At 69.2% G+C, this 14,054-nt stretch carries 8 protein-coding genes and 1 pseudogene; 7 read left to right on the forward strand and 2 right to left on the reverse strand.

Annotation, left to right across the window (positions count from 1 at the left end):
• Positions 1 to 13 precede the first annotated feature (13 nt).
• From LTT66_RS00310 to LTT66_RS00330, 5 genes are read left to right on the forward strand one after another with little or no spacing between them, the layout of a single operon-like run.
• Positions 14 to 802, forward strand: a complete 789-nt coding sequence (locus LTT66_RS00310; RefSeq protein ID WP_233063146.1) for a ferritin-like domain-containing protein — start codon at positions 14 to 16, stop codon at positions 800 to 802.
• Between the two features lie 4 nt (positions 803 to 806).
• Complete coding sequence (locus LTT66_RS00315; RefSeq protein WP_233063147.1) at positions 807 to 1,376, forward strand: PaaI family thioesterase; 570 nt, start codon at positions 807 to 809, stop codon at positions 1,374 to 1,376.
• Positions 1,373 to 1,639 (forward strand): acyl carrier protein, encoded by a 267-nt coding sequence (locus tag LTT66_RS00320; protein ID WP_043704268.1) that lies wholly within the window; start codon positions 1,373 to 1,375, stop codon positions 1,637 to 1,639. Before LTT66_RS00315 ends, LTT66_RS00320 begins: the two co-directional genes overlap by 4 nt.
• A complete protein-coding gene (locus LTT66_RS00325) occupies positions 1,636 to 2,484 on the forward strand; it encodes an SAM-dependent methyltransferase (protein ID WP_233063148.1) in 849 nt (282 codons plus the stop codon). The genes LTT66_RS00320 and LTT66_RS00325 overlap by 4 nt, the downstream gene beginning before the upstream one ends.
• A 16-nt stretch (positions 2,485 to 2,500) precedes the next feature.
• A complete protein-coding gene (locus LTT66_RS00330) occupies positions 2,501 to 3,343 on the forward strand; it encodes an acyl-ACP desaturase (RefSeq protein ID WP_233063149.1) in 843 nt (280 codons plus the stop codon).
• 60 nt (positions 3,344 to 3,403) lie between these two features.
• Here the strand turns inward: LTT66_RS00330 and LTT66_RS00335 are convergent, their stop codons facing one another.
• Complete coding sequence (locus LTT66_RS00335; RefSeq protein WP_195099157.1) at positions 3,404 to 3,871, reverse strand: PaaI family thioesterase; 468 nt, start codon at positions 3,869 to 3,871, stop codon at positions 3,404 to 3,406.
• A gap of 278 nt (positions 3,872 to 4,149) precedes the next feature.
• Between LTT66_RS00335 and LTT66_RS00340 the strand changes: the two are divergent.
• Positions 4,150 to 8,247 (forward strand): annotated as a pseudogene (locus LTT66_RS00340) (beta strand repeat-containing protein); the annotation flags it as partial.
• A 95-nt stretch (positions 8,248 to 8,342) separates the two neighbouring features.
• On the forward strand, positions 8,343 to 13,334 hold the full coding sequence (locus LTT66_RS00345) for a beta strand repeat-containing protein (protein WP_233069526.1): 4,992 nt from the start codon (positions 8,343 to 8,345) through the stop codon (positions 13,332 to 13,334).
• 138 nt (positions 13,335 to 13,472) lie between these two features.
• Here the strand turns inward: LTT66_RS00345 and LTT66_RS00350 are convergent, their stop codons facing one another.
• Positions 13,473 to 13,865: a hypothetical protein gene (locus LTT66_RS00350; protein ID WP_233063150.1), complete on the reverse strand. Its 393-nt coding sequence runs from the start codon at positions 13,863 to 13,865 to the stop codon at positions 13,473 to 13,475.
• Between the last annotated feature and the right edge of the window lie 189 nt (positions 13,866 to 14,054).

The following is a 14,054-nucleotide window of genomic DNA, read 5'->3' on the forward strand; positions in this document are numbered from 1 at the left end:
ACTGGAGTTCTTCGTGCACAGCTATGACGTCTTCCGCCACTACGAGCGCCTGCATTGGAGGCTGGCCGACCTCGATCTCGACGCCGTCGACAAGTCTCTGGTCCGTCCCGAGTACATCACCCTCGCCAAGAGCGCGACCATGGGCGAATCCAACGTCATCGCCGCGGTGCACGGGTTCATGAACGAGTTCGTCGACGACTACGACTTCTCCACGTTCGCGGTGGTGTGGGGCTACCAGGAAGTGCAGCACCACTACGCGTTCCGGTCCTGGCTGGACGCGCTCGGCGAGCGCGTGGACGACAAGGCCGTCGACTCGATGCGCGAACCGTACGCGCCGGGCACCACCCCCTCGGCGACCCTGGCCACCAACATCATCTCCGAGCTCACCGTCAACCACATCTACCGCGCGGTGGCGAACTGGGTCGAGGAGCCCGTGCTGAAAGGGTTGCTGCTCAACGCCAGTCGCGACGAAGCGGGCCACGCGCGCGAGTTCATCCACTATGCCACCGAGCGGCTGCGGCGGCGTCCCGAGGAGCTGCCCTCGGTGCTGGAGACCCTCTACGTGTACAGCTCCGAGGCCAAGATCAAGCACCCGGTCAGCACGTTCAAGGCCGGGATCAGCGAACTCGGCGACCACGAGACCATCGACACCGGGTTCGAGCTGTTCCTCGAGCAGGTCGCCGCCGAGGGTGAGCTGGACGTCCTGCACGACAAGGTCCGTCGCACCTTCGGCAACATGACCGGACTGGATCTGTCCAGCAACGCCAAAGTCCGCCGGGCGCTGGCCGACGCGATCGCCTGACGCCATGGACCACGACAGCGCCTTCGGCGCGGAGACCGTGCACAGCGGGGTGGACACCGTCCGGGTGCCCTGGTCGGTGATCCCGGACTACCGCTGCTTCGGCTGCTCACCGCACAACACGACCGGTCTGCGCCTGCGTTTCACCCCCCATCCGGACGGGCTGCAGGCCCGGTTCCGGCTCGGGCGCGAGTTCGAGTCCTACCCCGGCGTCGTGCACGGCGGTCTGATCGGCGTGATCTGCGACGAGGTGATGGGCAATCTCATCGTCCTGGCTCGCCACCACCCGGCGTTCACCGTCACGCAGCGCACCCGCTTCCTCACACCACTGCTCGTGGGTCGCGAATACCACTGTGTCGCGACATTGCCCGGCGCCGAGGAGGCCCGCCCGATCCAGGCGTCCGCGGAGATCCGTGACGCCGACGACCTGGTGTGCGCCAGCTCCACCGCGGCCTACCAGCCGTTCGCGCTCGACGACGTGCGCCATCAGCTCACCCTCGGCGACGACGAGGTCGCCGCGCTCTCCCACGCCCTGTCCACCGGAACCGCCCTCGTACCGAACGGAGTCCACCCATGACCACCACCCACACCGCCGACGACATCCTGCGCACGGTCACCGGGATCGCCACCGCCGAGACCGGCATCCCGGAGTCGGAACTGCGTCCCGACCTGGACCTGCGCGGCATGGCGGGCGTCGACTCGGTGCGCGTGCTGCGCATGGTCGCCAAGATCGAACGCGCCTACGACATCGAACTCGAGGACCAGGACGTGTTCGGCCTGTCCTCGTTGAACGACGTCGTCACGGTGGTCGGCAAGGCGCTGCGCGAGGCTGCGGCGTGACCGTCACCGACCAGCCGGTCACCGCCGACACCAACCAGCACTACGACCTCGACCCGGACGTCTTCGGCCAGTTCCTCGACCCGCTGCGCAAGTACAGCTCGGCGCTCTACGAGTCCGAGTCCGACACGCTCGAGCAGGCGCAGCGGCGCAAGCTGCGATTCGTGGCCGACCGGCTCGGGGTGACCGGCGGCGAACGCCTGCTCGACGTCGGTTGCGGATGGGGCTCGCTGATCCTGTTCATGGCCGCCGAATTCGGCTGCGAGACAACGGGTGTCAGCCCGGCGCCGCGCCAGCACGAGTACATCGCCGAGCAGGCGCGCGCCCGTGGCCTCGCGGATCGGGTGCACACCAGGGTCGGCCACTTCGAGCGACTGGACCTGCCGCCGCGCGGATTCGACGCCGTGACGCTGCTCGGCTCGATCGTGCACATGCCCGACCTCGGCGCGATCTTCCGCCGGGCCCGTGCGGTGCTGCGGCGCGGCGGCACGCTGTATGTGTCGGAGAGCTGTTTCCGCAACGCGGCAGCACGCACGGCGTTCGACGCCAAGGACGGCACCGAGTTCGTGCGCGAGGACATCTTCGGGTGGGGCGATCTGCGTCCGCTCTCGGACTTGGTGACCGCCGCCGAGGACGCGGGATTCTCCATCATCGCGGTGGACGACCTCACCGAGCACTATCGCCGCACCATCGACGATTGGATCGCAGGAGTCGACGCCGCCGCCGAACGCATCGACACCCACGGGCCGGGCTTGGCCGCGAAGCTGCGGCACTACCTGGAGATCGCGAACGCCGGATGGGGTTACACCACCAAGCATTACGCGCTGACCTGCCGGAACGCCCGCTGAACGGGAGGAGCGAAAGATGAACATCGAATCGGCGCTGATTCCCGTGGACGAAGTCGTCGCGGCCGTGGACGGGTTCCTCGCGGCGTCGCCCGCCACGCGGGCCTGGGATGTGGAGACCGCGTTCGACTGGTCCCGCGCCGACGCGGGCCGGCTCACCGAGGGCCAGCGGTCGGCGGTCCAGTTCGTCACCCTGATCGAGGACCATCTGCCCGGCTACTTCGACGTCTACCACCGCTACTTCCCGGTGGACGACACCGTGGACCGGGACGCGTTCATCCACAACCGCGAGCTCTACCACTTCACCGTCCGCTGGGCACTCGAGGAGGACACGCACGCCCGCGCGCTGACCCGTTACCAGGAGGCGTCCGGCATCGCCGAACGCGGTGCGCTGCGCACGGAACTGGCGATCGAGGGGCAGAAACCGTTCGACCTGCCGTACCGGCATCCGGTGCAGTTCTTCGCCTACGCGCTGGTGCAGGAGAAGGCGACGCAGATGTACTACCAGCACCTGCGCGAGGTGGTGAACGACCCGGTGCTCGCGGCGGTGCTGGCGCGGCTGTCGCGCGACGAGGCGCGGCATTTCAGTTTCATGGCCGACGTGGTGGGCCGCTACCTACGCGTCCAGGGCGACGCCACCGTGGAACCGATCCGCGAGGTGATCGCCACCTTCCGTATGCCACTGGCCGACACCATGCGCGGCTACTGGCGATGGGCGCTGAAGATCGCCGACGTGGCCGCCTACGACCACACCGAGGCCTACGAGCACCTGGTGAAGGTGATCGATCGCGCGGTGGACGCACGCAGCGATCGCCTCGACGAACTGGTGCGCTTCGTCGACGAGTGCCGATCGCTGGCGTGAACCGGAAAGCCGAAGGGCCCTGTCCCCGAGAGAGTTCGGAGACAGGGCCCTTCGCGGCGTTCAGTTCTCGGGCTGCAACACCAGGATCGTGGTCGAACCGTGCGCGATCAGCTTGCCGCCCGCGTCGGTGATCCGGCCCTCCGCCGTAGCGGTGCGCCGTCCCACGTGCACGGCGTTGGCCTCGCAGGTCAGGCGCGAGCCGTCCAGCGTCACCGGCCGGATGAAGTTCACCTTCAGCTCGAGCGTCGTATAGGCGACGCCGTCGCCGAGTTTCGTGAAGACCGCGCTGCCCATCGCGGTGTCCATCAAGGTGGCCAGCACCCCGCCGTGCACGGTGAACATGGCGTTGATGGTGGCCGGGTTCGGGTCGAGGTAGTACCGGGTGTAGCCGTCGCCCGCCGTCTCCAGTCGAATGCCCAGAGACGCGCCGACGCCGAGGTTCTCGCGAAGCCCCCGCTCGAAAACCGTGGTCAGTTCGGTGACACGGGACGCCACGGTCCCGTTGGCGTGAATGTCGATGCTGGTCATGGCTTTCCTCCCTGGCGAACGTTGCCCCGCTATTCGACCAGCACCCGATGAACTCCAGCCGACCCCACTCGATTGCATACCGTGTTTCGATCGGCCGATAGGACGTGTGTCCCGGGCGGTTCCGCCGATGGTGACGCTGCCGCACACCAAAACAGACAAAAACGGAGCGAGTCCTCATTGCCAAGCTGTAGTAGCTCGAGGGTTACTGGAGAAGCCGGTTGCGACAACGTCGGCGTAGCGCCATCTTCCAGTTCACGTCTCCGTCGGAGGGCAGCCCCATGCCTACTATCGCGTCGCTCTCACCGGCTTCGGGGCCGGCGTCCGGAGGCAACAGCGTGGTGATCACCGGCACCGGGTTTCGCAGTTCCGGCCCGTTGACCGTGCGATTCGGCACGACCGCAACGACATTCACCATCGATTCCGAAACCCGGATCACGGCTGTCGCCCCCACCGGAAGCGGGACGGTGCAAGTCACCGTCGACGCGCCGCTGAGCGGCACCAGTAACGCACTGCCCTACACCTACCTGGCGGTTCCCTCCCTGAGCTCGATCAGTCCCGTCCAAGGGCCGTCCGGGACCACGGTCACCATCAACGGCTCCGGGCTTTCCGGCGTGACGGGGGTGAATTTCGGTGGCGCTCCAGCGACTTCGTTCTCGGTCGTGTCGGGGTCCCAGATCACCGCGACGGTTCCGCAAGGAAGCGGCATAGTTCCGGTGACCGTCACGTCCCAGGCCGGAACGAGCAACCCACTGCCCTACATCTATATCCCGTCTCGCCCTACCATCACATCGCTGTCACCACCTGCGGGACCGGCATCCGGCGGCAACAGCGTGGTGATCACCGGCACTCACTTCATCGGCCCCACCACTGTGCGTTTCGGCTCGACCGCTACCACGTTCACGCTCGATTCCCCGACGCGGATCACCGCGATCGCTCCCCCTGGGACAGGTACGGTGCAGGTCACCGTCACCACCGCGGGCGGTACCAGCAACGGGGCGACCTACACATACCCCGCCGCACCGTCACTGACCTCGGTCAGCCCCGAATCCGGCCCGGCGACGGGCGGCAACACCGTCGTCCTCACCGGCACCGGGTTCGGCACGGCCACGGCAGTGCACTTCGGTGCGACCGCCGCGAGCTCGTTCACCATCGTCTCCGAAACCAGGATCACCGCCGTAGCACCGGCAGGAACCGGGACGGTCGCCGTCACCGTCACCAACCCCAGGGGCACCAGCAACGGGATCGCCTACACCTTTGTCGCCGCACCCACTCTCGCCTCGGTGGCACCGGGCTCCGGCCCCGAAATCGGCGGCAATACCGTCGTCCTCGACGGAACCGGGTTCACCGGCACCAGTGCCATCCGCTTCGGCGACACGCCCGCGGCCTCTTTCGCGGTGGTCTCCGATACCGAGATACGTGCCGTCGTCCCCACAGGTACCGGCACGGTCGACGTCACCGTCATCGCGATCGGTGGCACCAGTAACCCGGCGACCTACACCTACGTCCCGTTACCGGCACTCGCCTCGGTGACACCGAGCTCCGGCCCCGAGACCGGCGGCAACACGGTCGTGCTCACCGGAACCGGTCTCACCGGCACGACCTCCGTCGTGTTCGGCGCCACCCCGGCGATAGCTTTCGTGGTGGATTCGGACAGCCGGATCAGCGCCACGGCGCCCGCGGGTACCGGGACCGTCGACGTCGCCGTCACCACCAACGGTGGCACCAGCAACACGGTGGACTACGCCTTCGTCGCCGCACCTACCCTCACCACGGTCGTCCCCGACGACGGCCCGGAGTCCGGCGGGAACACCGTCACCCTGACCGGCACGAACCTAGCCGGCGCCACCGCCGTGCATTTCGATCGGATACCCGCGACCTCCTTCACCGTCGTCTCCGACACCCGGATCATCGCCGTGGTGCCCGCCGGGACCCCGGGACCTGTTGTCGTCACGGTCACGGCCACGGGTGGCACCAGCAACGGGCTGCTCTACACCTTCGTCGCCGCACCGACTCTCGTCTCGGTTGCACCGAGCTCTGGTCCCGAGACCGGCGGCAACGCGGTGGTTTTGACCGGCGCCGACCTCACCGGCACGACATCCGTCGTGTTCGGCGCTACCTCCGCGATCGCATTCGTGGTGGATTCGGACACCCGGATCACCGCCACGGCGCCGGCGGGCACCGGGACTGTCGATGTCGCCGTCACCACGAACGGTGGCACCAGTAACGCACTCGCCTACAGCTACGTTCCCGCACCCGTGCTCGCCTCGATCGCGCCCGGCTCCGGCCCGGAGACGGGCGGCAACACCGTCATCCTGACCGGCTCCGATCTGACCGGCGTCACCGCCGTGCATTTCGGCGCGAATACCGCGATCGCTTTCACGGTCGTCTCCAACACGCAGATCGCCGCTGTGGCGCCTGCCGGAACCGGCCCGGTCGTTGTCACCGTCACCTCCGCCGGTGGCATCAGCACCCCGGTGACCTATACCTATGTCCCGGTACCGGTACTCGCCTCGCTGGCTCCGGGCTCCGGCCCCGAGACCGGCGGCAACACCGTCACCCTCACCGGTACGAAATTCACCGGCACGACCGCGGTCACCTTCGACGGGACACCCGCGACATCGTTCACGGTCGTCTCGGATGCCGAGATCACCGCGATCGCCCCCGCGGGAACCGGCCCGGCCGACGTCACCGTCACCACGGCCGGCGGCACCAGCGACCCGGTGACCTATAGATACCTCCCGGCACCCACTCTCGCTGCGGTGGCACCGGACTCGGGGCCGGAGACCGGTGGTAACACGCTCACCCTCACCGGCGCGGGACTCACCGGCACGACCGCGGTCACCTTCGACGGGACACCCGCGACATTCACGGTCGTCTCGGATGCCGAGATCACCGCGACCGCCCCCGCGGGAACCGGCCCGGCCGCAGTGGCCGTGACCACCGCCGGTGGCATCAGCAACCCGGTGGGCTACACCTATGTCCCGGCGCCCACACTCGCTTCGCCGGCACCGGGCTCAGGGCCGGAGACCGGTGGCAACACAGTCGATTTCACCGGTACCGGATTCACCGGCGCCACCGCGGTCGACTTCGATGGGACAGCGGCGGTTTCGTTCGCCGTGGTGTCCGATTCCCGGATCACGGCGGTCGCGCCTGCCGGGTCCGGCTCGGTGGGGGCGACCGTGACCACAGCCGGCGGCACCAGCAACCCCGTGACCTACACCTACGTCCCGGCACCGGCATCGGCCGCGGCGATCCCCGATTCAGGCCCGGAGACCGGCGGCAACACCATTGCCTTGGCGGGTACGGGATTCACCGGAGCGACCGCCGTGCACTTCGGTACCACCCCGGCGGCCTCCTTCACGGTGGTGTCGGATACCGAGATCACCGCTGTCGCTCCCGCGGGTTCCGGCACCGCCGCGGTCACCGTGAGCTCGGTGGGAGGCACCGGCAACGGCGTCCTCTACCGCTTCGTCCCAGCACCCGCCCTCGCCTCCGTCGAACCCGGCTCCGGGCCGGAGGCCGGTGGCGACACCGTCGTCCTCACGGGTACCGAGTTCACCGGGGCCACCCGGGTCGATTTCGGTGGGACAGCGGCGGTCTCCTTCACTGTGCTGTCGAGCACCGAGATCAGCGCGGTCGTCCCCGCCGGGACCGGCGCGGTCGACGTGACCATCAGCACCCCGGGTGGCACCAGCAACAGCGTCCGCTATGACTACCTCCCGGCACCGTCGCTCACCACTGTGGCATCCGGCTCAGGACCCGAAAAAGGCGGCAACACGGTCGATTTCACCGGCACCGGATTCACGGACGCGACCGCAGTGCACTTCGGTGCGAACACGGCGGTCTCCTTCGCCGTGGTGTCCGATTCGCGGATCACCGCGGTGGCGCCTGCCGGCGCCGGGGCGGTGAACGCCACCGTGACCACAGCCGGTGGCACCAGCGACCCGGTGGCCTACGCCTACATACCGGCTCCGACACTTGCCGGCGTGGCCCCGCGCTTCGGGCCGGAAACCGGCGGCAACACCGTCACCCTCACCGGCACCGGATTCACCGGCGCCACCGTCGTCCGGTTCGGTACCACGCCAGCCACCTCGTTCACGGTGGTCTCCGACACCCAGATCACCGCCCTCGCTCCCGCGCGCACTGGTATCGCCGCGGTCTCGGTCAGTACACCGGGCGGAATCAGCAACTTCGTGGCCTATGCGTTCGTCCCGGCTCCGACGCTCACCAGCGTGGCGCCGCGCTTCGGGCCGGAAACCGGCGGCAACACCGTCACCCTCACCGGCACCAACCTCACCCGAACCGTCGCGGTCCGCTTCGGAACCACACCCGCCACCTCGTTCACCGTCGTGTCCGACACCCAGATCACCGCCGTCGCACCCGCACGCACCGGCACCGCCGCGATCACCGTCACCACACCAGGGGGCACCAGCACACCGCCGTCGCACCCGCACGCACCGGCACCGCCGCGATCACCGTCACCACACCAGGAGGCACCAGCAACTTCGTCGCCTACGGCTACACCCCCGCACCGGCACTCACCACGGTCACGCCCCGCTTCGGGCCGACGACGGGCGGCAACACCGTCACCCTCACCGGCACCAACTTCACCCGAACCACTGCGGTCCGCTTCGGAACCACACCCGCCACCTCGTTCACCGTGGTCTCCGACACCCAGATCACCGCGGTCGCACCCGCACGCACCGGCACCGCCGCGATCACCGTCACCAGCCCGGGCGGTACCAGCAACGGTGTCTCCTACACGTTCGTCCCGGCGCCGACCCTCGCCGCGGTGGTCCCCGGCTCGGGACCGGCGAGCGGCGGCAACACCGTCCTCCTCACCGGCGCCAATCTCACCGGAACCACCGCGGTCACCTTCGGCGGCACACCGGCGAGCTCCTTCACCGTCGTGTCGAACACCCAGATCAGCGCCGTAGCCCCCGCGGGCACCGGCAGCGTTTCGATTACCGCCAGGACGCCGGGCGGTACCAGCAACGGTGTCTCCTACACCTACCTTCTGGTTCCCGCCCTCGTGTCCGTCGCGCCGAATTCGGGTCCGGTGGAGGGCGGCAACACCGTGCTCCTCACCGGCGCCAACCTCACCGCTGTCACCTCGGTTCTCTTCGGTGCGGTCCCGGCAGGCTCGTTCAGCGTCCTGTCCGATACCCAGATCAGCGCCGTCGTCCCCGCCGGGGCCGGAACGGTGTCGGCCACCGTCGTCTCACCCAACGGCACCAGTAACGGGGTCCTCTACACCTACGGCGAAGCCCCCGCCCTCGTCGCAGTGGTCCCCGGCTCGGGGGCCCGAGCCGGTGGCAACACGGTCGTACTCCAAGGCGACAACTTCACCGGGACGCTCGCGGTGAACTTCGGCGCCACGGCGGCGACATCCTTCACCGTCGACTCCGATACCCAGATCACGGCGGTCGTTCCGGCCGGCACCGGCGTAGTGCCGGTGACGGTCACCACCCTGGTCGGCACCGGCAACGCCGTTCCGTACACCTACCTCGGAACCCCGAGTCTCACCTCGATCGACCCGAATCAGGGCCCCGCTTCCGGTGGCAAAACGGTCACCCTCACGGGCACCGAATTCACCGGAGCCACTGCCGTCGATTTCGGTGGGACAGCGGCGATCTCGTTCGCTGTGGTGTCGAGCACGCAGATCAGCGCCGTCGCGCCTGCCGGAACCGGCGCGGTGAACGTCTCGGTCACGACACCGGGAGGCGCCAGCAACAGTCGTTCCTACGCCTATGTTCCGGCACCGGTTCTCGCCGCGGTGGTCCCCGGCACCGGGCCGGAGACCGGCGGCAACACCGTCGTCCTGACCGGCATCGACCTCACCGGCGCCACCGCGGTGCGTTTCGGTGCGAACGCGGCGGTGGCCTTCACCGTCGTGTCGGCTACCGAGATCACGGCGGTCGCACCGGCGGGAACCGGTTCCGCCGCGGTCACCGTCACCACTCCCGGGGGCATCAGCAACGGCGTGTCCTACAGCTACGCCCCTGTGCCGAGCCTCACCGCGGTGGTTCCGAACACGGGACCGGAGACCGGCGGCAACGCCGTGACCCTCACCGGCACCGGATTGGCGACCGCGACCGCGGTGAACTTCGGCCTCGCCCCGGCGATCTCGTTCACGGTGGTATCGGATACCGCGGTGACCGCGATCGCCCCCGCGGGCACCGGCACGTCCGCGGTCACCCTCACCACTGCGGGTGGGGTCAGCAACGACAGCGTCTACACCTATGTCCCGGCGCCGACCCTCGCCTCGGTGGTCCCCGGTGCGGGATTGGTGACCGGTGGCAATACCGTCACCCTCACCGGCGCCGGATTCACCGGCACGACCGCTGTCCGCTTCGGCGCCACACCCGCCGCCTCGTTCACCGTGGTATCGGACACCGAACTCACCGCGATCACTCCTGCCGGTACCGGCACAGCAACGGTGACCCTCACCGCCGTCGGCGGCAACAGCAACGGCGTCTCCTACAGCTTCGTCCCCGCACCGGCACTCGCCTCGATCGTCCCCGGCTCCGGCCCGGAGACCGGCGGCAACACCGTCACCCTCACCGGCACCGGATTCGCGACCGCGACCGCGGTGAATTTCGGCCCGAACCAGGCGATCTCGTTCACCGTGGTGTCGGACGCCGAGATCAGTGCGGCGGTGCCTGCCGGCACCGGCCCGGCCGGTGTCACCGTCACCTCCGCCGGTGGCACCAGCAACCCCGTGACCTACAGCTACGTCCCCGCACCGGCACTCGCCTCGATAGTCCCGGACTCCGGCCCGGAGACCGGCGACAACACCGTCACCCTCACCGGTAGCGGGTTGACCGGCACGACCGCGGTGAACTTCGGCCTCGCCCCGGCGATCTCGTTCACGGTGATATCGGACAGCGCGGTCACCGCGATCGCCCCCGCGGGCACCGGCACATCCGCGGTCACCGTCACCACCGTCGGCGGCAACAGCAACGACGTCCTCTACACCTACGCCCCGGCGCCGGTGCTCGCCTCGGTGACCCCGGGCTCCGGCCGCGAGACCGGCGGCAACACTGTCACCCTCACCGGCACCGGATTCACCGGCACGACCGCTGTCCGCTTCGGCGCCACACCCGCCGCCTCGTTCACCGTGGTATCGGACACCGAACTCACCGCGATCACTCCTGCCGGTACCGGCACAGCAACGGTGACCCTCACCGCCGTCGGCGGCAACAGCAACGGCGTCTCCTACAGCTTCGTCCCCGCACCGGCACTCGCCTCGATCGTCCCCGGCTCCGGCCCGGAGACCGGCGGCAACACCGTCACCCTCACCGGCACCGGATTCGCGACCGCGAGCGAGGTGACCTTCGGCGCCGCCGCCGCGGTCTCCTTCGTCGTGGTCTCCGATTCCCGGATCACCGCGGTCGCCCCTTCCGGGATCGGTTCGGTGGATGTCACCGTCACCAGCTCCGGCGGCAGCAGCTCCGGCGTCCGCTACACCTACGTCCCAGCACCGGTGCTCGCCTCGGTGACCCCCGGTTCCGGAGCGGAGACCGGCGGCAACACCGGCACCCTCACCGGCACCGGGTTCACCGGCGCGACCGCGGTGAACTTCGGCCTCACCCCGGCGACCTCGTCGACGGTGGTCTCCGACACGCAGATCACGGTGACGGCTCCGGCGGGTACCGGCACGACCGCGGTCACCGTCACCACCGCGGGCGGCACCAGCGGCGGCGTCCTCTACACCTACGTCCCGGCACCGGCGCTCGTCTCGATCGTGCCCCACTCGGGACCGGTGACCGGCGGCAACACCGTCACCCTCACCGGCACCGGGTTCACCGGGGCGACCGCTCTCCGCTTCGGCGCCACACCCGCCGCGTCCATCACGGTGGTGTCGGATACCGAGGTCACGGCCGTCGTTCCCGCCGGAACCGGCTCCGCCGCGGTTACCCTCACCACCGCGGGCGGCACCAGCAACGATGTCACCTACGCCTACACCCCAGCGCCCACCCTCGCCGCCGTCGATCCCGAGTCCGGACCGGAAACCGGCGACAACACCGTCACTCTCACCGGCACCGGCCTCACGGCTACGACCGCGGTGCGTTTCGGTGTCGTGTCCGCGTCGTTCACGGTCGTCTCCGACAGCGAGGTCAGCGCCACCGTCCCTCCGGGAGCCGGCACGGTCACCGTCACCGTCACCACGCCGGGTGGGATGAGCAACTCGGTCGGCTATGCCTACGTCCCGGCACCGATTCTCGCCTCGGTGGTCCCCGACGTGGGTGCGACGTCCGGCGGCGGCACCATCATCCTCCACGGCACGGGATTCACCGAGGCGACTGTGGTGAATTTCGGTGCGAATACCGCCGGTTCCTTTGTCCCGGTCTCGGATTCCGAGATCAGGGCCGTGGCGCCTCCCGGGGTGGCCGGGACCGTCACCGTCACCGTCGTCACGACCGGCGGTAGGAGCAACGGTGTCTTCTACACGTATGTGCCTGCACCGGCCCTCGCCTCGGTGGTCCCCGGCTCCGGGCCCGCCACGGGCGGCAACACCGTCACCCTCGACGGCACCGGATTCACCGGCGCGACCGCCGTCCGTTTCGGCGCGATCCCGGCAACCTCCTACACCGTGGTCTCCGACACCCGGATCACCGCGATGGCGCCCGCCGCGACCGCTGGGCCGGTCGCCGTCACCGTCGCCACCGAGGGTGGCACGAGCAACGGAGTCTCCTACACCTACCTCGCAGCACCCACACTCACCTCGGTCGTTCCGAACTCGGGCCCGACCACCGGCTCCGACACGGTTGTCCTCACAGGTACCGGTTTCACGGGCACTACGGCCGTGCGGTTCGGTCCGAACAGCGCTGTGTCCTTCAGCGTGGTCTCGGATTCCCTGATCAGCGCCGTTGCGCCTGCCGGTATCGCGGGGCCGGTCGCGCTCACCGTCACCACCGCCGGGGGCACGAGCAACGGAGTCTCCTACACCTATGTCACCGCGCCCACCCTCATCTCGCTCGCCGCTGACTCGGGTCCGGCCGCGGGGCATACCACCGTCGTCCTCACCGGCACGGGATTCACCGGCGCCAGCGGCGTCCGCTTCGGCACCGTCCCCGCGACCTCTTTCACGGTGATCTCCGAAACCGAGATCGTCGCCGTCGCTCCCGGTCGGCCCGCCGGGCCGGTCGCGGTCACGGTTGCCACCCCCGGCGGCACCAGCAACGGCGCCGTCTACACCTACCTTCCCGCGCCGACGATCGCGGCGATCCACCCGAGCCAAGGGCCCTCCTCCGGCGGCACCATCGTCATCCTCGCCGGTACGGGATTCACCGGCGCCGGCACGGTACGTTTCGGCACGACGACGACGCCGTCGTTCACCGTCATCTCCGACACGCTGCTCCGGGCCACGGTGCCCGCCGGAAGTGGCGTCGTCAGCGTCACGGTCACGACCCCGAGCGGCGCCAGTAATGGCGTCCCCTACACCTACCTCGGCGGATAGTTCACCTCACGGTCACGCGACAATACTCAGCCGGCTGTCCGGCCTGGTCCGACCGACGTCGGCCAAGCGCTCGCCGTCGCCGGTACGGAGGCCCCGCGAATCAGGGGAGCGATCGTGGCCGAGCTTCCCTCGGCACGGTTACTCGCGGGCCCGGCTCGGTTCGGTGTCCGAATCGCGACGGGCATGCTCCGCCACCCAGACGCCGACGCCGATCGCCCCGGCGACCGGCCACGACACCACCCCGGTGATCGCGGCCGCCCCGAGCCCACCGAAGTAGAGCAACGACTCCCGATCCGGCACCCGATTGCGCACCGCCGCGGTGGCCGACGCGACACCACCGGCCACGGTGCGCGGCCCGGGCGGAAGCGGGACGCGCGCCATCCGCACCCCGACCGTCGGAACCGGGACGGGCAATCCGGCGCGCTTGGCGGCCGGGGTCGGCGATGCAGTCTCGGTATCCGGCCCCGAACGTGCCGTCTCAGGTGACCCGGAGCCGGTTTCGCGGACCTTATGGGCTGCTCTCTTGGACATGACCGCTCCTTCCTTCGTCCTGAACCTCATCGCTGTGTATGTGATCCAGCCAAGCCGGGCTCGCCCCGCGTGGCAACCCCCTCGGGGTCACCGCGGCTGTACATCGAATCCAACCGTCGGCACTGCAATGGCTAAAAGATTGCTGAGATCCAGAATACCGCGCAGCGAAGCGGCAGGATTCGCGGTTGT

This window comes from Nocardia gipuzkoensis, assembly GCF_021183645.1.
GTDB classification, from domain to species: Bacteria; Actinomycetota; Actinomycetes; order Mycobacteriales; family Mycobacteriaceae; genus Nocardia; species Nocardia abscessus.

What these genes read in the sequence shown, in the direction of transcription:
- LTT66_RS00320 (WP_043704268.1), top strand. Translation starts at nt 1,373, where the DNA reads ATGACCACCACCCACACCGCCGACGACATCCTGCGCACGGTCACCGGG.
- LTT66_RS00315 (WP_233063147.1), top strand. Translation starts at nt 807, where the DNA reads ATGGACCACGACAGCGCCTTCGGCGCGGAGACCGTGCACAGCGGGGTG.
- LTT66_RS00350 (WP_233063150.1), bottom strand. Translation starts at nt 13,865, where the DNA reads ATGTCCAAGAGAGCAGCCCATAAGGTCCGCGAAACCGGCTCCGGGTCA.
- LTT66_RS00330 (WP_233063149.1), top strand. Translation starts at nt 2,501, where the DNA reads ATGAACATCGAATCGGCGCTGATTCCCGTGGACGAAGTCGTCGCGGCC.
- LTT66_RS00335 (WP_195099157.1), bottom strand. Translation starts at nt 3,871, where the DNA reads ATGACCAGCATCGACATTCACGCCAACGGGACCGTGGCGTCCCGTGTC.